Origin of the sequence: Pedobacter rhodius (genome assembly GCF_027213645.1) — a bacterium.
Taxonomy (GTDB): domain Bacteria; phylum Bacteroidota; class Bacteroidia; order Sphingobacteriales; family Sphingobacteriaceae; genus Pedobacter; species Pedobacter rhodius.
In genome coordinates, this window is record NZ_JAPWGL010000002.1 from 914,518 (window position 1) to 937,835 (window position 23,318).

Sequence of the window (23,318 nt, forward strand, 5' to 3'; positions counted from 1 at the left end):
TTAAAAACCAATATCAAGTCCGAATGAATAAGTTCTCAGGAAAGGATAACTGTTATCTGCGGTTTCTCCTCTTTCCGGATCGAAGCCATCTTTTACTGAAGTCCATTCGAAAAGATCATTTCCCGATACATAAAATCTGATTCGGCTTGCTTTAACTTTTGATGAAATTCTTGCCGGCAGTGTATATCCAATAATCATAGATTTTAGGCGTATATAACTTAAATTTTGAATATTTACATCATTAAACTGCCAGTTCCAGTTATTTCTGTTGTTATCGAATGATAATCTTGGATATTCGGCATTTGGGTTTTCCGGTGTCCAGGTTTTACCGATATAGGTTGTGTTTACATTAAGGTAATTTCTAAAAAATGGCGCTCTGGCATTTCCGCTTCTTAATATGTTCTGCTTAAAAATGCCCTGGAAGAAAGCCGAAAAGTCAAACCCTTTGTATTGGAAACCCATATTTGTACCAAATGTATAGTGGGGATCTGAATCTCCTGCATAATAAACATCGCCGCTTCCTGGCTTTCCATCTCCTGTTGCCGAAATAATTCCATCGCCGTCTAAATCCACCACTTTAAGATCACCAGCCCGAAGTTTACTGTTTCCATTCATTACACCTAGGTTACCTGCCGCTTTAGCGGTATATTTGGCTGTATAGGCATCCGCTTCTGCCTGCGTTGTGAAATAACCATCTGTTTTATAAACAAACAGGCCGTTCAGCGCATAACCTTGCCTTTGAGCCACCTTACCAGCCGCCCAGGTATCTTGTCCCTGTTTGGATACGAGTTTATTTTTGTTATCGCTTAGCAGCAACCCGATATTATAGCTGAATTCGCCCACTTTATCTTTCCAGTTTAATGTGGCATCCCATCCTCTGGTACGGAATATGCCACTATTAGTTGTCGGCGCGCTACCGCCCAGCACAGTCGGATACTGGATATTGATTAGCATTCCGATGTTCTTGTTCTCAAACAACTCAAAACTTGCGTTCAAACGACTGTTTAAGGTAGAGAACTCCAATGCAATATTCCTTTTCGCCATTCTTTCCCAGGTCCGTTGGTTGGTTGTAATACCACTAAGTGCAGAAGTGCCCTGAAGCATTGGAGTTGTTCCGAAGAGCGCTGTTCCGTTTATGTTTACACCCGCTAAATAATCGTAAAAGCCTAAACTAGCCAGTCCACCGGTTTCGCCGTAACCACCTTTGATTTTCAAGAAGTTAATAAACTTCAGGGATTCTTTGAAAAACTTTTCTTCACTAATAATCCAGGCGCCGGAAATTCCATAAAAGTTTGACCTCTTGTAACCATCTGCAAATCTTGATGAGGCATCACTTCTTCCTAAAAAATCTATAATATATTTTTTATCAAAATCATAGCTGAAACGGCCAATATACGAGGTTAAACCCGCATGGTTAGCAGTACCCGTATTGGTTTGGGTGGTTGTACTGGCTGAATTTAATGTGGTTAGATCGGGAAAGAGTAAATTTGTTCTGGTCGCAGAAACAGCTTTATTATCCTGTAGCTCTGCGGTATTACCCAGAAAGACAGCGAAATTATGTTTTTTTGCAATGGTTTTATTGTAATCCAAATAAACACCATAATTTTGGTATAGGGTATTACCTATACTTTCTGTGATGGCCGGTTGCGGGTATTGGGTTGAATTAATTCTGTCGCCCAGCCAGCTATACAAGTTAAAAGTTTTATTGTAATCGGTTTTCCATCCATCTCTTTTTGTAAGGGCGGCTGTTCCGCTGAGTTTTAATCCGGGAAGAATCTCTGCGGAGATACGCGTATTAAATCTTGCTATGCCCTCATTGTTCGTTGTTGTACCCCCTTCTCTGGTAAAAGCGACAGGATTTCTAAATCCATAATCATCATAATACTGACCTTGTATGTTATACACCGGGAAAACCGGGGCATCAAAAAAACCACTTCCAATCCCGTTACGCGGACTTTTAACAGTACGGTTATCAAAAGATAAACCCGTTTCCCATTTTATTTTGCTAGTAATGTTATAGTCATAATTGGCACGTAACGTATATTTTTTTTCGCCATCATAGGCCGTTTTCAGAATAGATTTATTATCGGCATAACCTAAAGAAAAGGCGAAAGCTGTTTTTTCAGTAGCACCTCTGACACTTAAATTTTGTTGGTTGGATAATGATGTTCCATACAATGCATCCTGCCAGTTGTTATCGGCATAATGCTGAATCACACCATTAGCCTGTAAAAAGTCAAAAGATTCTCCATTGGCCATTCTTTCCAGATTCGCTTTATTCCATTGCGGAAAAAACTCTATGGCGTTTCCATTTACGTCTACCCTGTCTTGCGTTGAGGTTTGAAGGTAAAGACTGGCCCATTCAGACATGTTTGCCCAAGGTACCTGAATACCTGCCGTGTTGTAATTTAATAGGCCGTTGTAGTTAATTTGCAGTTTTCCTTTACCTCTTTTGGTCGTTACCAAAATGACACCACCTTGTGCCCTGGCGCCGTAAATTGCTGCTGAAGCATCCTTAAGAACTGAAACAGATTCTATATCATTTGGATTAATCTGACTTAACTCATAATCGCCAATAACAGGTACACCATCTATAATAATAAGCGGACCAACACCAACGATTGATGATTCTCCCCTGATGCGAATATTCAAGTTTTCGTTTCCTGGACGAGCAGATGTTCTTTGTATAACCAATCCTGGTACCTGCCCTTGTAATGCAAGTGCAGTATTGGTAACCGGCCTGTCTTTAAATACTTCTGCACCTACCTGTGAAACTGAACCCGTTAGTGTTTCCTTTTTTCTCGTTCCATAACCGATTACAATGACTTCATTTAAATCCTGGTCTCCAGAAACCAGTTTTACGGTTATATTTTTAGTTGTTGTAATGGTAACTTCTGTTGCAGTATAACCTAAATAACTAACCTGTAGCACTGCCCCTGTCGATGCATTTAAGCTAAAATTACCTTTGGAGTCGGTTATTGTACCAATCCCTGAACCTTTTACTTTAACAGATGCACCAACAATGGTTTCATTTGTCTTTGCATCTACGACTTGGCCTGTTATAAGTGTCGCTTGTGCATAGGCCTGCTTATGCACAAAGAACGCCAATATGACAGCACATAGGGTCTTTAAATGTTTTTTCGTAAAGATTGTTTTACTCATAATTACTGTAGTTAAATTTGGTTGTATATTTTGTTGTAGCAAGTTAATGTGCAATTAAATTGTCTGATAATTTCTAATGACAACAATCTACGTTGGGCATACTCTAAATTGCCTAAAAAAATATATTTGTAACCTGAATCGGATAATCATCCGGCTTCGTCGTCATGCTAAATTATTTTAGCATCTGTACCAGTGGAAGACCCTGAAATAAATCCGAACTATCGGATCAGGCCGACAGTCATCTTAATGCCCCCCCTTAATTGCTTAAAAAAATTTTCCGCCGTTTTTTAATAGATATCAGGATGAGAGTATGGCGCTTATAAATTATTCTTCTCCGTAGAATCGCGGATAATGAGATTAGCAGGAACAATAACTTTTTCTTGTTTATAAACTGTGCTTTGACTATTCAGCATATTTAAAAGTGTGTGGATTGATTTTTTAGCGAGCTCATCAATTGGCTGGGCCACAGCGGTGATGGTTGGTGTGTAAATATCAAATGCCTGGTGATCATCAAAGGCGATTACAGCCATATCCTGCGGAATTTTAAATTTGAGTTTCCCCAGAGCCTTTACACCCTCAAAGGCAAGGTAATTGGTTGCGAAAAACAGGGCATCCATATTTTTGTTCTGTTCAATAAAATCGATTAAATGCTTCATGGTCTTATCAGGCGAATTTGAAAATGGCACACGAAGTACCATCGGAACCAGGTCAGATTCTTGCAGAGCTTTCAGGTAGCCATTGCGCCTGTCTTTCATCTGACTTTGATCGGAATCCAGTTCTATAAAACCAATATTTTTAAACTGTTTTTGTGTGAGGTATTTTACAGCATCGTAACTGGCCTTATAATTATCCAATACAACATAACTGCTATCAACATCTTCAAAATAACGGTCAAACAGTACAACAGGCAGTCCATCGTCAATTAAAGCCTGAACATCTTTTTCCAGTCCTGCAGGCGGCGTAATGATGTACCCGTCTACATGACGATCGCGAAAAAGACTGATCAGTTCTCTGGTTTTTAGCAAATCATTATCGGTACTGCAATAAAGAATTTTATATCCGCTGTCATAGGCCAGTTCCTCTACGTGGTAAGCCATCTGTGCGAAGAAATAATCCGAAATTTTCTCAACCATTAAACCAATGATCATGGTTTTTCCGGTACTTAAGCTTTTTGCCAGCTGATTCGGCTTATATCCTTTTTCAGCCACATATTTAAGTACCTTTTCGGTCAGAACATCACTAATCCTCTTTTCCCTGGCTTTGCCATTCAGAATAAAAGAAATCGTGGTTTTCGATATGTTGAGTTCATTAGCAATATCACGTATGGATAACTTCTTTGCCATTAGATAGGTTTATAAATCAAGAATATTAGTCTGCTATAAAGTTAGGGAAATTAAAAACCAGATTTATAGTTCACCATACGATATTAGATTATTCATCAAAAAGGCAGCTGCATCGGCTTATTCAATTTAATGCTCTTTAATTGTAAACTGACTTAACACAGTTTTAGGCATATCAAATGTAACTTGTTTCAGCCTGTTTATTTGCTGCCTTTTTCCATCGATTGTTTTACCATTCATTACTATCAATATTTTTTTACCGGCAGGATAAACATCAGGTACGAGCAATTGAATGGGTTGTTCCGACGTAAAACTGAATTCATTATTTTTAACCGACAATGCAGCTGAACAAGAGGATTTTGCATTTAATCCATAACCTGAATACTGCAAAGCAGTGCCGCTTCCAAGAAAAATAAATTCAAAGCCTGACTTTGTTTCATTTTTGCGAATAACACCATAATTTCCTTTAAACCGACTTTTGCTAAAAGTGGTCATTTGGGTTTCATTTGTTCCAGAAAAAATATAGTCTGTTGCGCCGGTTTTATGCCTGACTTTTAAGCCAACAAAAGTGCTGTCTTTTCCGTTATTAAAAGAAGAAATTTCAGAAAGTGCCGAATTTTCAGATGCGGTTGGTTCATAAATGGCTGCAAAAGGTTTATTCCATGCCGCTCCGTTTTGCCTGACCACAACCGTAGGTAACGGGAGATTCGCAATATCATCGGAGATAAGTTCATTTTTCCGCCACGATTTTGATGGCGGGGCTTTAACGCTGAAAACTTCCCGGTTTGGATAACCTTTCATCCACATTTTCATTTGAATGGATTTTTGATCCGGAATGTTTAAGTTAAATACAGCTTTGAAATCGGCCCCCGTATGTACTTCTTTTTTATCATACCAATAGTCGTAACCCATTAATTCTTCATTCGCAAAAGTTAATTTTTCGGTTGGCTGAAGTTCGAGTTTTTGATTGGAAGAATTAAAGATGCTGAGGTTCTGACCCAGATTATGGTAAATGTAATCGTGGTATTTATCCTTGCCGAGTTTCTTTTTTGAACGAAAAATATCAACATAATAGCCGGCAGAATCATTAATCCTGATAATACTCATCATCCTGTTCTGATCGGAATTGGTTTCCGGTTCTAAGAAGCTGAGTTCAGAAAAGGTAACGGCTTTAAAATAGCCTGTTTTTTGGTTAGATGCTGGATATAAATGCTGAAGTTGTAAGGCATGATTGCTTTTCATGGTTGGGTAAGCAGATATTCCATCAACAACTACTGTATTATGGGCAGGGAACTGTGCATAGTATTCTTCATAATCTGCCTGAAAATAACTGCTTCCGATGCCACCTTCGGGTGCAAGTATAATGCCTTTACCATAAAGCTCCATAGCGATACCATTAGAATGGGCATGGTTTCCCATAGAACCTGCCTGCGATACCATGAGTCCGTTCTTTTCATCAAGGCCGTTGCGTTGTACCAGCCAGCCAACATTAGGTGCCCAAAAAGTAGCGGTGATGTAATCTTCAGGCAAACCACCTTTAATTTTTTCCGGAAGCGCAAGAGGCGGATTACCGAACAGGGCACCAAAACCTGCTCGTTCTCCGCTTTGCTGCTTTTTATTCATGCTAAAATCGCGCATCGTTTTTAACATTCTCGTATAAACTTCTTCCTGGTCGTATTTCTTATATAGCCTTGCATTACGAATTAAATGTTCCATGGGTTCCATTCTGATTGACCCGTAATGTGTATCTCCAAAACCAACAATAGAACCATTAGGGTATAAATATTGCGCCTGTGCCAAAACAGCCAGCGGAATTACGGGCATTTGTGGCAAAAAATCGGTGTGTAAGGTGCGGTCAAAAAAATTAATAAAGCCTGTGAAGTCAGTTAATACGCCCGTTGAATAACCCGGTGATTCAAACCATATTCCGGTTTTAGCGTCATAGCCCCTTTGTAAAATATCTTTTAATGCCCATTGCCTGGTGTGGGTTTTATTCAGCACCTGATCCAGGTAATATTGACAGCCTTTTCCATCCAGATATTGTTTATTATTTTCAAGGATAATTGCAATGTTAAGAACGAAGCGGGCTTCTATTAAATTCCAGTTATTAAAGGGGACACCGTTTTTTATAATAATATCGGCCCAGTTTTTAAAAGCAGTCGCGTAAGTATCCAACTTCGGTTTATGGTATTTTTGTATGTAACCATAAAGGAAATCGTAACAGGCGGTTAAAGGCTCCAGTACATCTTCATGAATCACTTCAAAAGAAGAAAAACCAACCAGGGTTTGATCATGTCCCTTATTCAAATCAACAGGTTCTTTACGGTAATACATTCCGGATAAGTAGGTATTGAAAATATCGTAAGCAAACTTACCATATTTTTCATCGCCGGTAAACCAGTATAGCATGGCGGCATCTCTGGCTTTAGTCACGATTTCGATATTTATTGCCTCTACAATCCGACCGCTTTTACTTGGATCTATCCACTCCCAATTGTTTCCTGCACCTTTATTTTGCAGGTAAATCTTCCCTTTTTCATCCATATAAGGCTTTACATCTTCCAATTTGGGCCGCATATAGGCAGAAGCGGCATCGCGAGTGCCTGTAAAGCGCACCGTTGGAATGGGTGCATAACCACTACCGGATACATAAGCTCCATTTTTAATCTGTACATCTGTGTAGTGTGTTTTCCAATACATTTGTAGTCTGGAAACCATCCAGCTGCTATCTGATTGATGCCGGGTTACATATCCGTCGATATTTTTCTTAATGGTTTCGATACTGTTTTTTGCCCATTCTTCTTTGCTGATCAATATATTTAATTCCGTTTTTCCTGTTTTGGCTTGAGTGAGCAAGCGTGGATGGGCCGAACCAATATTTTCGGGGATGGAAATCTCCTGGGCAAAGCTTTTTAAAAAAGCGAGACTAAAAAAAACGAAAAAAAGTATTGCGATGTGTTTCACGGCTTATCTTTCTGAAAGTAGTACACAATCCCAGGGATGAAGGTTGCGACCCCAATTGAGTTTGCCGCTTGCATCTGCACTGGTTTTTTCAATTTTAACTTCCATAGCTATTTTTTTAAGGGCTTTAGTTTGTTCCCGCGTTGGTGGCTCCGGACCTCCCATTTGTTTCCATTTTGGATAAGCAAAGCCATTATTTTTATCCAGTATTTCGATTTCAAATTCAGACTTAGCTTTTAAACCAGAAAGTAACACATCAAATTTACGGTCGCTGCCAGAATTCAATACCGCTTCAACATTTCCATCAACAACATTTTTACGTTCAGCCGGATAATGATAAAGTAAGGTAGTGATTTTTTTGGTTTTGCTATTTCGCGTGATGATGATGCCCTCTTGCTGATGTATCACTTCATCACCCAGACGGTTCAGCATTCGATAGGCATGAAAACTTGGCTTAACAATACCTTGAAAATTAATCAACCCAAAACCACCATGAAAAATACTTGCTCCCCCGCCTTTTTCTTCGAAGATATCGCTAAATGTCCAATAGGAAAGCGAATCTGCCAGTCCAATACTTTCTACATTGGCTTTTATAATAAAAGTTGCAGCCTGTAACGAATCATGTGTCGTATCCCTTGATGAAGGACTGCTGCTCCATTCTGTACAATGAATCTCTGCATTTGGATATGCACTTTCTTTAATTGTTTTTTTTAGCCAGGTTAGATCTTCTTTGGTTGCATTTACTTTTCGAACGGCTCCGCCCCCTTTACCTGTCATCGGATCCAAAGCCCAGTCGGTTGGATATGGGTGTGTAGAAACGAAATCGACAGGAAGATTTTCCTGCTTACAGTATATTAAAAAGTCTTTTATCCATACCGCTCTCCACTCCAAAGTATTAATATCCTTAACGGTGAGTGTTTTATGTTTGCTTTTATCCTCCAAATCGCCGTCAAAGCGTTCATCGGGCACAAAATTACTGGTAGATGGGCCGCCTACAGGAATTTTTTGATCTATGGCTTTAATTGCCTTTACTGAAACTTTATACAATTCAAAATATTGAGCTTTTGTCCCCAGCCAGAAACCCCGAAGATTAGGTTCATTCCAGACTTCAAAATACCAGGTACGAACTTCATTCAAACCATAACGACTGATGCAATGTTTGGTAAATTCGCTGACCAGCGCTGCCCATTTTGCATAATCCTTCGGTGGCGAAATATGCGCTTTCCACCAGAATTGCATTGTTGTATCATTTGATGAAAGGTCTTTCGGCATAAAACCCAGTTCTACAAAAGGCTTTACGCCAATATCAAGCATTCGATCAAACAAATCATCTATGTATTGCCAATTGTAAACCGCTTTACGATTTATCTCCTGGTAAACAAACATATCATCATGAAAAAGACCATGAAAACGACAGTATTTAAACCCGCATAAGTCCTGACTTAGCTTTAACTGCTCCAGCCAGGAGGCTCTTAAACCCTCATTTGCCCGACCTGCACCTACACAAGTACTCCAAAAATGTTTAATTTTTTTTCCGGCGGCGTTCGCATTTACCATGGCTTTCACATCGGACTCCGGATCTGATGGAAATAAGTGATAATCAGCAAGCAATGCCTTAGGAATAATGGCGGCACCGGTAGTGGTAATAAATGTGTTTCTTATAAATTTTCGTCTTTGCATTGTATTTATATAATATTAAAACAGAATGGTCTGGCTTTTTACAATTGTAATCCTAAGCCTTAAGACAAATAGATTTATAAGTTATACCCATTAAATCTGCTTTAAAATTATTTATCAATTCTAAACCAATCCACATCCGCATAACCACCCGTTTTGACCTGATTCGAACTTGTACAAAAAAGTCCGATCTTAGCACCAATCCATTTATCCGGTTGTGCCTGAAAAGGAGTTCCAATGGGCTTGAAATTAATCCCATCTTCGCTGTAACTGAAATTACAGATAGCGTTTGGCCCCGAAACTTTTACTTTTAAAAAGGCTGTAGGTACTTTAATTCTAACTTCGGCAGTTATTTTTTCGTTAGCCGCATTTAAAGCATCCTTGCAAACTACCTGGTTTAATTTATATCCTTTATCATCTTTAGCAATGGATAGATAAGCATAATCATTGCCCATAATTAATAAACCGGCTTTTTTCCCTTGCCAGACGTCCCATTCGGTGCTGAACTTAATTTTTGTAGTGGCCGAAAAATCAGATGATGGAAATTTTTGAAGCAATAAATTTGGCGAATTCCAAAGGTTTGATTCCTCTTTAAGAAATGGATAAGCAAATAATCGCAAATAGCCGGTGCCTTTAATCAAAGCACTCCATTGTATTTTAGGATTTGCATGCCATTGCCATTGTAACTCAATTTTATCTGCGTCAAATTCATCACTTTCCGCTGGGGTGGCAATCGGGTATATCTTGCCAACATCGGGTTTTTTATGGGTATAAATGGGCTCCCCTTTTCCATCTCCATCTAAATCAGTACCAATAACCGGCCAATTATCCTTCCATTTTACAGGTTGCAGGTGCACAACACGGCCATAAACGCCCTTATCCTGAAAATGCAAAAACCAATCTTCTCCTTTTTGCGTCTGAACTAAAGCGCCCTGGTGTGGTCCGTTGATTGTTGTTTTTCCCTGGTCCATCACAATTTTTTGAGCATAAGGTCCATAAATATTTTTTGAACGAAGTATCAGTTGCCAACCTGTAGCTACTCCACCTGCGGGTGCAAATAGGTAGTAAAAGCCATTTCGTTTATAAAATTTCGGACCTTCTACGGTATGATTTCCTTCATGTCCATCGAAAACATGAGTACCCTCATCCATAACTTCGGTGCCCTCATCATTCATTTTATATACCGTAAGCAAACTGTTTACGCCTGCCCTGCTTGCTGCCCAACCTACCGCTAGATATGCTTCACCATCTTCATCCCAAAAACTGCTTGGATCTATAATGCCCTTACCCGGAAGTACCATTATGGGTTTTTCCCAATCACCCAGTGGATCTTTGGTTTTCACCATGTAAATGCCAAAATCTGGATCGGGATAATAAATACGATACTCACCTTTGTGGAAAATCATACTTGGTGCCCAAACACCTTTACCATGCTGAGGAGTATTGTAAATATCTTCTGGTAATTGTTTCTTTAAGGCATGATTAACTAAAGTCCAGTTCACCAAATCCTTTGAATGCAATATGGGCAAACCAGGCACACAATTAAAACTAGATGCTGTCATGTAATAATCATTGCCTACACGAATTACATCCGGATCAGAATAATCTGCATTTAAAATGGGATTCTTATATGTTCCATCACCTTGATCGGCAACCCATACTTTTGAAACCACTGGCTGTTGGGCTATGCCCAATACAGACCGGGAAATAAGGAAAATAAAGATGGTGGAAACTTTTATTAAATATTTCATAGCTATTGAATTGATTCATTTAAATCTGTGGTGAATAAACCAACTTTACCTTTAAGATCAAGCCGGCTTTAGGCTTTAATTTAGATTTTGCAAAAAGGATAAATATTTTTTGTTAAAATCTACAGGGTTTTCCAGATTGCTGACATGACCAGCATTTTTAACAAAAAGTTGTTTTGCCCTGGGCAGGATTTTTAATAAATTGTTAATGTGCGCCTGATCAAATTCTCCTGTTAAAATCAATACCGGCACATTTATTTTTAAAGCTTTTATTTTTAACAGGGCTTCATCACCCAGTAAATACCGGGGTTCAAGGTGCTGAGGTTGCCAGGCATCCCATTTATAAATCATATTCCACACGGGTTCCTGCAGGCTTTCGATGTTTATCCCATTTCTTTGTGTTAAGGCATTAAACCATTTTATTTTTTCATAATGAATACCATTATCCTGCCACTGGTTAATTTTTTGGCGTTGCTGTTCTATTTGTCGAGGTGTCCATGGTGCGTTTGGGCCTGGTACATTAAAAATATCGCCACTTGCCATTGTAACCGATAATAGCTTTTCTGGGTGAAGTGCCAGAAAATCGGTCGCAATGAAACCACCTAATGACAAACCCAAAACATGAGCTTTTATAATTTTCAATTGTTTCATTAGGGTATATAAATCATCGGCGTGAAGTGCTTTCTGATTTTCAGAAGGCATACTCGACCAGCCATATCCCCTAACATCATAGCATATTACACGATATTTTTGGGTAAATTCAAAAAACTGAGGTTTCCACTCGCTGTGATCAAAAGCATGTCCATGAATCAAAATAATCGGTTGGCCTTGCCCCGATTCCTCATAGTATAATTTTGCCTGATCGGGCGTATGAATGTAACCTTTTTTTATGTTCGTTTGGCTTGCCTGTTCTAGTACATCTCTAACCAGATAGGGCAATACAGGACTAGCTAAAAATGAATTAAAACTATTTTTGGCAGAATCTATATGCGTTAAGAAAAAGCCATAAGCTTGATTTTTCTTGTCTATCCATGGATAGGCACCTGCCCAGCTGGGGCTACTGATTAACTGAGCTTTACCCGTCGAATCTACTTCTTCCCTCCACTCGCCCAAACCATAAACATCCTTTCTTTCGCTTGCTCTAACCTTTTTTACGTAATCATCTTCCATAATGGCATCTCTAACCTGATCTGCCTGTATTTCCATTATCGATTTTTCAGATAAAATTCTTTTTCCTTTGAATACGCCATTGCAATTAATCATTTCCAAAAAATTGGTATAGTCTTGAAGATTTGTTCTCACACCGCCACCAAGCATGGGATTATGACCAGGAGCTGCATCAACCGGGGTAAAATGTGTAGCATCCATTTTTAAAGGCCGACCTATTTTTAGCTGAAACAAGATTTCCCAATCCTTTCCAGTGGCCAGTTCTGCCATACGGCCAGCAACCTGCATCGCCAAACCACCATATTTAAATTTTGTTCCCGGCAAGGTATCTGCCTTTAAATTTATAATATGTGCTACCGATTCTGTTAATGTTTGATAATCGTCAGGATGCTGCCCATCCGGTTGATAATCTGGAAAACCTGAAGTATGTGAAAGCAATTGCCTTAACGTTGCTTCTCCCAGTACACTTCTGAATTGTGGAAGCCATTTTTTCACCGGATCATCCCACGATAACCGCCCATCATCAACTACGGCTGCAATGGTGGCTGCAGCTAACCATTTCCCGGCAGAAGCAACAAAAACCACAGTTTTTGGAGTATGGTTTCCATAATATTTCTGATGTATAGTATGATGATCTTTTACGATCAGGATGGAAGCGCCTTTATAGTAGCCAGCATTTATCCATCCATTAATTTTGCGGTCCAGATAAGAAAAATCGAATTTGTTTTTTTTAACCTGCTGTGCACATACTAATTCACTAAAACTAAATAGCAGAAAACAAGACAAAAACAACCCAGATTTAATCATCGTGAACCGCAAAACCATTAATGTTGTACTTTATAAAACTTAGCGGCAAATAAAAATATCACCAAATAACATATTATTGGCAGGTAATAGGCTTGTGCAATACCGAAACGATCGGCGGCAAAACCCATTAAAAAAGGAAAAAATGCACCGCCCACAACCCCCATAGAAATAAAGGAAGAGGCCTGTTGTGTTCTTGCGCCCAGATTTTTGATGCCTAAACTAAAAATGGTTGGAAACATAATGCTGAAAAAGAAATTAATCATCAGCAATGCGATAAAAGATACCCAGCCAAAATTTTGAGCAACGATAATGCACATAATAATATTGCCAATAGCAAAAATAGCCAGTAAACGATTTGCAGAAATGTATTGCATTAAAAATGTGCCTACTAATCTTCCGGCCAGCATCATACCCATAAATAAGGTCATGTAACTTCCGGCCTTCAAATCACTGAATCCCATTTTTTCGTGTACATAGTTGATAAAAAATGCCCAGGTTCCGGCTTGTGCGGCTACATTAAAAAACTGCGATATGGCGGCCCACACAAAATGTCGGTGCTGAATTAATTTTTTATCAGGTGCAGAATCGATGTTCACAGCATTTTCATCCATTATATGAGGATCTTGAGTAGCCGGAACTTTAACAAAAGAGAAACAGATTGCAATTAAGGCAATTACAATACCGATAACTAAATATAAAACTTTAACCGAAGTTAAATCTGTACTGCCAGGAGTATAATTCCGATATAAAAAATACGAACCGATTAGTGGCCCCAGCATTGCACCAACGGCATTAAACATTTGCGCAAAGTTTACCCGCTGATCGCTTGTTCTTTGATCGCCCAGGGAGGCCACAAATGGATGTGCAACGGTTTCTAAAGTGGATAAACCACAGCCAAGAATGAATAATGCTGCACCAAAAAAACCAAAAGTTTCTGTATAAGCGGCGGGTACAAACAATAATGCGCCTAAGGCAAAAAGCGATAGGCCTAAAATCACGCCATATTTATAACCAAATCTTTTCATGAATAAGCCAGCCGGAATACCCATTACAAAATAGGCACCAAAAACTGCGAATTGAACAAATGCAGATTGAGATTTACTCAGGCTGAATACATGCTGAAAGTGTTTGTTCAGTACATCTGCCATCGTAATGGCAATGCCCCATAACATAAACAGTGAAACGACAAATATGAGGGTTACTAAATATTTCTTATCGGTAAATGTAGCCTTGTTGACCATGATTTTAAAGTTTATTTTGGTTATTAATTTTGTTTGAGCCAGATGGCCTGGCCGCCCGATGGCTTTAAATTTACATCTAAAACAGTTGACGAATTGATTTTAATGGTTTTTACACCTACTTTAGTTTCAGTTTTCATGGAGTCGTCATCACTATAAATTTTTGCGGTATAAGTTTTCCCTCCTGGTAAGAAATCAAATTTAAGCTTTAAATCTCTTGGGTTAGTATTGGTTATGGTACCTAAAAACCAATCTGTCCCTTTTCTCCTTGCTGTACTCACAAACTCGCCGGGTTCTCCCTGTAAGAATTTAGTTTCATCCCAACTTGTTGGAATTTTATCCCAGAATTCAAGTTCGGGTTCATTGTTGTAAAAAGAGGGCTTATCATACCAGTATAAGGTTTGCACTGGACTAAAATAAATTGCCGCAAGCGACAGCTGGTGGGCGTGGGTGGTTTTAATTCGTTTATCAAAATAACAGATGGTATAATCCGCAGCACCTGCAAGATAGCGGGTAAAGGGCATTACGGTATTGTTGGTTGCATCGGGCATTTCTTCATTTCCTCTAATGCCCTCAGCCGTCATCAAATTTGGCCAGGTACGCTGTTCTCCGGTCGGACGCCAATCATCATGTATGTTAACCATAATCTGGTCATCTGCAGCCTGCCTGATGGTTTTCTCCAGCCAGGTTGTCCAACGGTGAGACCCAGATTGTACAAAACCAAATTTCACACCGGCAACACCCCATTTTTTATATACCGTAAATAAACTATCACTTTGAGTCAGTAAAGCCTGCTGATTAACGTATAACCAAACCCCTACGCCTCTTTCCTTTCCATACTTAATAATGGCAGGCAGATCAAAATCTTTAATGGCTACTTTGGTTGCATCCGAACTGAAACTAAAGGCGGGCCCGTACCATTTCCAATCGAATAAAATGTATTGGAGATTCCTATTTACCGCAAAATCTATATTTTCAATGGCATCTTTAGTGGTTTGTGCCATTACCCGCATTATTTTTCCCGGTTTTATCCAATCCGGATTTTTAATTTCTCCTGGATCATTCAGGTTTAAAATCAACGCATTATTTGCCGCTAGTTCTGTAGCACTTTCAGCAACCATAACCGCTCTCCATGGCGTGGCAAACGGAGAAATTAAATCTGCGGGCGTAAACATCGAGGTTTCAACCGTATTGGGTTTAGTTTTGCTCAACTTAAACTTGGTTCTGGCGTAATCAACCATTTTGGCTTCAACAAGTGATGCAAACAATCCGTTAGCCAGTTCGAGTGTTAAAGGCCGTTCGGCCTCGGCTTTCCAATCGGCCAGTTTTATTTTATGATAAGGTGCCTGTGCCCATTGCGCCACCCAGGTCATCGTACCTTCTGGTAATGCAAATTCTGTATTTTCACTAACAACCCGGTAATAGGTTCCCTTCTCATTTTCAGGAAAATAATACCTGAACGCGATACCCTCATCATAAGCCCTGATTTCGATATTCATTTTGTAAATGGGATTATCGTCTTTAACGGTTTCAATAATCAGGGCATTATAATGATCCCGGACAGCTGCATTTTCCCCATAAATAGGTTTCCAGGTGGTATCTTTTGATGAAATTATAATATGCTTCACGACTAAGTTATCAAACCATTTATTTTGCTTATCCACCGGCAACGCCATTGCACTTTCTGACAAATGATTATCAAGTTGTAAATCCATTAAAGATGGTTTAATCACTGTTTTATCCTGGTAGTTAAGCTGGTAATAAAATTCTCTTTTATTGTTTTTTGTCTGTTGGAAAAACTTAACCAATAGTTTTCTATTGGGCGATAAAAGTTCTTTTTTTGTTCCGTCCACTACCTGTTGTCCAAAACAAATATTGGTGGATGTAATACTAAATAATAAAAATAATAAGCTGTTTTTGAGCATGATAATATTGTTTAAAGCGCCGTAATTGTATATGTTTTGCCTTTTTCTGTTTTTAAATCGTAAAGAAATTTTGATCTTACAACGGGTTTATTTAAAACCGCAGCAGGCGAAATAATTAAACCGGCAACGGTATCGGTATGGTAGAATGGATTAGGGTTATTTCCTTTGGCTTCGGATAGTTTTATACCATTCGCAGCCATTATTTTATCAGCCAGTCTTATCCGGCAATTGCCGCCCAGCGTCGATTTAAGTATTAATTTTTTTAACTTCCCGTTATTCCATTCCATAGTTACAATCTCAAAACCACCCCTGGCCCTCAAGCCGCTTATCGCACCTTTTGCCCAGGCATCTGGTAAAGCCGGTAACAAATCCAGTGCACCATCGTGACTCTGCATCAGCATTTCAGTTATACCTGCTGTACACCCGAAATTGCCATCAATCTGAAAAGGCGGATGCGCATCAAATAAGTTTAAGTAAGTACCGCCGCCACCTGCATTCATACCCAAAGGCGACAGCTGTTTTTTAATCAATTCGAAAGCATGGTTACCATCTAAAAACCTGGCCCAGAGGTTTACTTTCCAGCCCATGCTCCACCCTGTAGATATATCGCCACGATAATTCAAGGAATTTTTCGCTGCCTCAAAAAGTTCCGGCGTACGATAAGCAGAAATTTGCTTACCGGGAAAAAGTCCGAACAGATGCGAAATATGCCTGTGCTTGTCGGTTGGATCGTCCATATCCGTAATCCATTCTTGTAACTGACTGTATTTACCAATTTGCATAGGTGGCATTTGCTTGCGTGCGGCCTTAACCTTCGCTATAAATTCATCATCTTCGCCTAAAGCTTCAGCGGCCTGTATGGTATTCGAAAACAAGTCAAAAACAATCTGGTTATCCATTGTAGCGCCTTCTGTAATCGAAACGCCATTCCATCCGGGCAGCTTAGGTTCATTTTCAGGTGATGTACCGGGTGCATTAACCAGCCAATTATGTGTAGGCTCTTTTACCAGGTGGTCAAGAAAAAATTGTGAAGCACCTTTTAATATAGGGTAATACGAAGCCATGTATTTTTTATCGCCACCATATAAATATTTTTCCCAAATGTGCTGACTGGTCCAGGCAGCTCCCATCGACCATATTCCCCAATAAATTCTGTCTACCGGCCCTGTTATACGCCAGATATCTGTATTGTGATGGGCCACCCAGCCATTTGCACCATACATTACTTTAGCCGTTTCTTGTCCGGTTTCGGATAAATCCTTAACCATGTTGATAAAAGGCATGTGCATTTCTGCGAGATTTGTATTTTCAGCGGGCCAGTAATTCATCTGTGTATTGATATTGATGGTATATTTACTGTCCCAGGGTGGATTCATCTGATCATTCCAGATGCCTTGTAAATTGGCGGGCTGACCACCTGGCTCAGAACTCGAAATGAGCAGGTATCGGCCAAACTGGTAATAAAGCGTAATCAACGACGGATCACTTCCCTTTGCAAATTGTGCCAGTCGAATGTTAGTTGGTAAAACCGATGATTCACTTTTACCCAAATCGAACTTAACGCGGTTAAAGAATTTCTGGTAACTGATGATGTGATCTTTTCTGGCCTTCGCAAATGTTTTTTTTAGCGCCTGGTTAAGATAGTTTGCTGCGCGCTGGTTTTCATCCGCACTTACATCATGATAATTTACAAAATTGGTTGCGATGGATATGTAAATCAAAGCAGCGTTTGCCTGCTGAATGTTAATGGTAGAATCCGTTTGTGTACATTTGCCACCATCTGTTACAATTCTGGTTATGGCGTGAAATTTAATTTTAGACGCAACACCTTCATGATCTTCAGTAATACCGGTTAAATCAATTTGATTATCACCTTTAGTTTGAACAGTTGCACGTTGCGGACTTTGCATGGCGGCTGAAAAATTAAGCATGGATGGCTTGCTGGCAGAAAGCTTAACTATAATTACCTGGTCGGGAATAGACGTAAAAACCTCCCTCGTAAATTTTACATCATCAACAGTATACATCGTTTTAGCAACTGCATTTTCGATGTTTAATTCCCGGTAATATTGTTTGTGATGATTATGGCCCGGAAAATCGAGTATCAACTCGCCAACCGGCTGATATTTCATACCATTATTGCGCTTCGATTGAATTGTTTTGCCTGCCAGTTCCTGCGCTTCCCGGTTTTTCCCTTCAAATAAAAGTTTTCTGATTTCCGGCAAAGCCTGAAGTGCATCCGGATTGTCATTTCTCGACGGCCCACCGGTCCAAACCGTAGATTCATTTAGCTTGATAAGTTCCTGCTCCGGATTTCCGTAAACCATAGCGCCCAGTCTTCCGTTTCCGACAGGAAGGGCACTAGTCCAGGTATTACTTGCAGGCTGATCATACCATAATTTAAGCGATGTTTCACTTTGAGCGCTAACATTTATGGCGCAGCATAAGAGGCTCAGGACCATAAGGTGCCTGAAAGGTTTGGACAGGGCTAAATTCACGATGCGAAGACACATAATTGGTTTTTCAGGTATTTTTTTATGAAAAAATTATTTTAATTTCTGATAGATACTAATGCCTTTTTGGATTTTTTTAAGCCTTAACAGGGCTTCGATATAATAATAATCCGCATAAATAATGGAAGCATCTATTTCCGACTCGTTGGGTTTATGTCCGGTAGAATGCAAAAGGAATGCGCTGTTCTGATTCCGGCTTTGATAATTGGCTGATGATAGTGTCGTAAGCATTTGCTTAGCCGCCTTTGAGTAAGCTTCGCTTTTAATCTTATCCGTTACAAAAGCAGAAAGCTCTATTAATGCAGAGGCCACCACCGCTGCTGCAGAAGCATCTTTGGGTGCATTTGGTATTGCGGGATCATTAAAATCCCAGTATGGAATTCCATCTACAGTAAGCGATTTAAGGTAAACATCCGTAACTTTTTGAGCAAAATCTAAAAAAACAGGATCTTTAGTTTCCCGAAAGCACATCGTATAACCATATATGGCCCAGGATTGGCCTCTGGCCCACATCGAGTCGTCGGCATAACCCTGATGAGTTACACCTTTTATTTTTTTACCAGTCAATTTATCGTAAACGACTGCATGATATGCAGAGAAATCAGCCCTGAAATGATTCTTCATCGTTGTTTTAGCATGATTGACAGCTATATTATACAAGTGCTTACTGCCTCCGTTTTTAGACGCCCAGAAAAGTAATTCTAGGTTTATCATGTTATCGATAATGGTATTGTGTTGCGGCCAATTCATATTTGGCACCGACCTGGGCCACGATAAGATGGTGCCAACCTTAGCGTTATACAAAGTGGCCAGTGTATCTGCTGTTCTAAGTATAATCTTTTTATATTCGGGATATTGGGTTAAGCGGTAACCGTTACCGAAACTACTGAAAATCTGAAAGCCCAAGTCATGATCGAAAGCCTTTTCCCTGGATAGCGGAATGAGTTCTTTTGAGAATTTATCGCCTGCAAGTTTAAACTGATTGTTTCCGGTAGCTTCATATAGATACCACAATATCCCTGGCCAAAAGCCACTGCACCAGTCTTTATAATCTACATACCGCCAGTCTTTCTTCCCCTGATTTATACTCCTTGGAATATCAGGACTTTGACGTGGAATTAGTTTAAGTGTAGATTTAGCCTGTTCAGCACAATACAATAGTGCCTTATCCGGATTAACCTGTGCCTGAATGTTCGGTAAGTAAAAAAAAAGTGCAATTAGAATGGCGAAGATTTTTCTTTTATTCATACGGTGAAGAACCCGGTTTGTTTAAAATATGATTACTTTATTTTGAATTGACTACTAAAGGGCCTCAGTTGGGTTACTTGCGCCTTTTTCCTCTTCATAATGTTTTATTTTTTCATGTAGTATTTTCCAGTGCGCTTCTATTTTCTCCTTCGAAATTTGTTTTTTTCTAAATGAAAAAAGCTCCTCATCTTCATCCTCAATCGGTACATGCTTATTTATTTTCATAACCTTAAGACACACAAAGTCTGCTTTCATACTCTTTTAAGTATAAAAGATTTAAAAAAATCAGGATAATGGCAAAGAATTAACTACAGCCTGCCATTGACGCAGCTGGAACGGGTAGTCTTTGCTAGGAAGTACGACCAAGCCTGCCTCCTGCAGGTAGGCAATCTTTATGCTATCGGATGGAGCGCAGCGGAATGGAGAGATCTATTTAAACAGATTTCTCGACTTCGTTGCACTCCGCTCGAAAGGACGGGATCTAGAGGATTTTATCTGCATTTTTTTTTCATTTATATAAATTCTAATGAAATAAATTATCCTTCAGAACGACATATAAAGGTGTTAATAAATTCAGACGGTTTCTTATTGCAGCATTTTCTTATTCATATTCAAATAAATAAGCGCAACATCCTGATATGGAAGATTAAGTATTTCAGAAATACCGTTCAAATCAAACCCCAAGCCATATTTTAGAAAAACAAGCTCTTTGGAAACAGGACTCATCTCCGTAAAAAGTGATAAGTCTTTTTGAGTCACTTCATTAAAATCAGCCTCAACAAGCTCGATAAGTTCACCTAAAAAAGCGGAATCTTTATTTAAATAGTTTGCACAAATTTCACGGGCATGTTTCAGAGAAAATAGTACCATTTGTTCCAAATCGCTATTCAATTCATCATTTTTTACCATCTGAAAAAATAAATCAGCGACCAGGCTATCAGAAATTGCCTCCTTCTGGATAAAACGATCTACATACTGAAATAAGACAGGATATAAATTATAGTGTATAAACTGGATATCGTTTTCGTTATTAAATGGAACATGAACTACGTCTGAACAAGAACATGGTTGTTGAATTTTAGAGACAGAACTGCATTGATCGAGTAATTGAGGATTATTGATCATAAAATATCCGGTTAGATTTGTTTATCAAATTTAAAAAACTAAACCGGTTTAGCAAAATCTTATTAAAAATTAACTTTTTAATAAAAAAGGTAAACTAATTATAAAATAAACATAATCTAATGATGGATAAATTAACAATTCAATAAAAAACCATCACTTCCAGCTCAAATTTAGGGGCTGGTCTGCTAACTTAAGCTGCTCATTTAAAAACAAATTGAACTTTGCAGAATCAGAAAACCGGTAATCGCTGGCCTGCCAACAGGCATAAAACCGGAAAGTGGGTTCAATTTTTTGCTTTTTAGACTGGAAGTAAACCAGGTAACTGTCTTTTATATCTTTTTCTGACGAGGTTGTTTGTTTAAAAGCTTTAACCAATTGATCGGGAACAATAATTGCTAAACCGAGATTGTCTTTATTTTCACTTTGCAAGCCATATGAATATAAAGCCCTGGCATGTTTTCCAATCATTTCACTCGCTTGTAGTCCGTATAAATTGGCAAACCCGGTAACCAGATTTGCATTTTCAGGCATATTCTCAGCAATGATACGACTCTGATAATAGTATTGGCCACCCCAAATGCTGATTTCTTCAGTGAGCGATATCGGTCCATAACCTTTTGCAAAATTCCATTCAGGGTAGTGCATTCTAAAAATTGCTCTCAATGGTCCGTCTGCTACTTGCTCATAAATTACCTTACCCATATTTACCCCACCCAACCGAATCAGTGAATCTTTTCCATCGGGGAGTTTAAGGGATAAAGCTAAAGCGCCAGCACTTAGTGATGAGCCTACCTTATATATATCCATCCCCCATGAGGCTTTATTATGGTAAATAACTGCAACCCACCATATCGTTTTCCCAGGCCGGGCCCTCTGTTAAAAAAGGCGGTAATTTTACTTTGCTAAAATTTGTATTTAATTGCCCGGCGGGTATTGCATCATTGGGAATATTTGGCCCGAATGTGTCATCCGCATTCTTTCTGCGTTGCCTTACATGGGCACGCGTTAGCCCTTTTTCGGGTTTTTCATCACGGATACTTATTGAAAATACAGCTTTTTCATAGGCTTTAAACGAATGTAGAAAAATAACCTCATCCCAACTGCCATCCTTATCCAAATCATCAAACTGCAAGGACTGTAGCTGTTTATTTACATCTTTTATGGCTACATATTTTTTATCATCCAGGCCGTTTATTTTATTAATCAAATCTTTTTTCCTGAGTATGACCAACTCGTCCATCCTGGCTACAGGCGCAGGATTGTAAAGCATAAAAGTTTTTTCCTGACAAAAAGCAGGTGCCCAGCATATCGATAACAGGATAAAGAAGTAAAATCTCATATTTAATTTAATAGTCAGTAAATGATTTCGAAGTTAAACTAATAATTTTTTCTGCGGCAACATCTTTCCAATAATAGGCCACCCCGATCATGGCAGCTTCTTCCCAAAGCGCTGTACGCCTTAATATAACCTGCAAGTCCCTTAAATTTAATAATGCCTGCAACTGGTTTAGAAATAATGCACTTGCCCTGGCAATATTACCGCCAATTACAACAATTTCAGGTTTATATTTCAAAATAACCGGCCATAAAAAATCGGCAAGATTTAATTTAAATTCATTGAAAATTATCTGAGTATAATAACGCTTAGAATTGTCTTCTACCAAGGTTTTCACATCAGGTATATTTTCTCCAGTTAATTCGTAATAGCGTTTCAGGAACCACCTGGTCGATAAATAGTCTTCAGCAATTCCTCTTTTAAAGGGGGCACTTCCTAAATTAGCATCATGTATAAATCCGCATTCGCTCACTGCTGAACCTAATCCGGTACCCAGTGTAATGCCAAAAGCGTTTTTTTTATTCATTGCAGCACCGCAGTTTACCTCTCCATGAAGAAAAGATTCAGCATCATTTCTGAATAATATATTCGACGGCATAATTTCAAGTTCTTTTGAAAGCATATGACGTATATCCATATTATAAAGCGCGTCATATTTGTTCATGCCTTTAATTTTAGATATACCATTTTCGTAATCAAATGGCCTGGGCATGGAAATGCCCAAAAGTACCTCTTTTTTATCCAGATGGTTGATGACTTGTTTTATCGTCTGAACCCAAACGTCGATAATTTCAGCTGACACGCCATTGGTTTTAACAACATTTGTGCAACCGGAACCCTCTACAACACAACGGTCATTCATATTTATTTGAGCAGCCGTTATATGCGTTCCTCCTATATCAATGCCTATTATCTTTTTTCCGTTAAGTTTTTGAAGCATTTCATTAAGCAGATTTTTAAAGTAGTATAGATTTTAATTTATTAATCCTCTGGTAGAAGCAATTTAACAAGCAATCTGAATAAATTGTTGGTGATTAATGAGCAGATTTAAATTATTAAATTTTATATAAA

At 38.9% G+C, this 23,318-nt stretch carries 15 protein-coding genes; all 15 read right to left on the bottom strand.

All coding sequences use genetic code 11. The features are described 5' to 3' along the window. Complete coding sequence (locus O0931_RS09180) at positions 1–3,162, bottom strand: SusC/RagA family TonB-linked outer membrane protein (protein ID WP_269415264.1); 3,162 nt, start codon at positions 3,160–3,162, stop codon at positions 1–3. A 317-nt stretch (positions 3,163–3,479) separates the two neighbouring features. Further along, the gene (locus O0931_RS09185) at positions 3,480–4,505 is read right to left on the bottom strand and encodes a LacI family DNA-binding transcriptional regulator (RefSeq protein WP_269415265.1); all 1,026 of its coding nucleotides are present in this window, start codon (positions 4,503–4,505) and stop codon (positions 3,480–3,482) included. Between the two features lie 126 nt (positions 4,506–4,631). Beyond that, on the bottom strand, positions 4,632–7,466 hold the full coding sequence (locus tag O0931_RS09190) for an endo-acting ulvan lysase-like protein (protein WP_269415266.1): 2,835 nt from the start codon (positions 7,464–7,466) through the stop codon (positions 4,632–4,634). Positions 7,467–7,469: 3 nt separating this feature from the next. After that, complete coding sequence (locus O0931_RS09195; protein WP_269415267.1) at positions 7,470–9,143, bottom strand: GH39 family glycosyl hydrolase; 1,674 nt, start codon at positions 9,141–9,143, stop codon at positions 7,470–7,472. Positions 9,144–9,250: 107 nt separating this feature from the next. Continuing rightward, the gene (locus tag O0931_RS09200; protein ID WP_269415268.1) at positions 9,251–10,891 is read right to left on the bottom strand and encodes a glycoside hydrolase family 43 protein; all 1,641 of its coding nucleotides are present in this window, start codon (positions 10,889–10,891) and stop codon (positions 9,251–9,253) included. A 75-nt stretch (positions 10,892–10,966) separates the two neighbouring features. Beyond that, on the bottom strand, positions 10,967–12,841 hold the full coding sequence (locus O0931_RS09205) for a class A beta-lactamase-related serine hydrolase (protein WP_269415269.1): 1,875 nt from the start codon (positions 12,839–12,841) through the stop codon (positions 10,967–10,969). A gap of 38 nt (positions 12,842–12,879) precedes the next feature. Next, positions 12,880–14,103 (bottom strand): L-fucose:H+ symporter permease, encoded by a 1,224-nt coding sequence (gene fucP, locus O0931_RS09210; RefSeq protein ID WP_269415270.1) that lies wholly within the window; start codon positions 14,101–14,103, stop codon positions 12,880–12,882. A gap of 23 nt (positions 14,104–14,126) precedes the next feature. Then, positions 14,127–16,025: a glycoside hydrolase family 97 protein gene (locus O0931_RS09215; RefSeq protein WP_269415271.1), complete on the bottom strand. Its 1,899-nt coding sequence runs from the start codon at positions 16,023–16,025 to the stop codon at positions 14,127–14,129. A gap of 11 nt (positions 16,026–16,036) precedes the next feature. Continuing rightward, positions 16,037–18,487 (bottom strand): glycosyl hydrolase family 95 catalytic domain-containing protein, encoded by a 2,451-nt coding sequence (locus tag O0931_RS09220; RefSeq protein ID WP_269415272.1) that lies wholly within the window; start codon positions 18,485–18,487, stop codon positions 16,037–16,039. A gap of 84 nt (positions 18,488–18,571) precedes the next feature. Continuing rightward, the gene (locus tag O0931_RS09225; protein ID WP_269415273.1) at positions 18,572–19,786 is read right to left on the bottom strand and encodes a glycoside hydrolase family 88 protein; all 1,215 of its coding nucleotides are present in this window, start codon (positions 19,784–19,786) and stop codon (positions 18,572–18,574) included. A 54-nt stretch (positions 19,787–19,840) separates the two neighbouring features. Next, entirely contained in the window at positions 19,841–20,041 is a 201-nt protein-coding gene (locus tag O0931_RS09230) for a hypothetical protein (protein WP_269415274.1), read from the bottom strand. Positions 20,042–20,371: 330 nt separating this feature from the next. Next, complete coding sequence (locus O0931_RS09235) at positions 20,372–20,911, bottom strand: hypothetical protein (protein ID WP_269415275.1); 540 nt, start codon at positions 20,909–20,911, stop codon at positions 20,372–20,374. Positions 20,912–21,064: 153 nt separating this feature from the next. After that, a complete protein-coding gene (locus O0931_RS09240; RefSeq protein ID WP_269415276.1) occupies positions 21,065–21,718 on the bottom strand; it encodes a DUF4861 family protein in 654 nt (217 codons plus the stop codon). Between the two features lie 16 nt (positions 21,719–21,734). Continuing rightward, the gene (locus tag O0931_RS09245) at positions 21,735–22,250 is read right to left on the bottom strand and encodes a DUF4861 family protein (protein WP_269415277.1); all 516 of its coding nucleotides are present in this window, start codon (positions 22,248–22,250) and stop codon (positions 21,735–21,737) included. 7 nt (positions 22,251–22,257) lie between these two features. Then, positions 22,258–23,187 carry an ROK family protein gene (locus O0931_RS09250; protein ID WP_269415278.1) on the bottom strand — a complete coding sequence of 310 codons (930 nt, stop codon included), beginning with the start codon at positions 23,185–23,187 and terminating at the stop codon, positions 22,258–22,260. Positions 23,188–23,318: the final 131 nt, after the last annotated feature.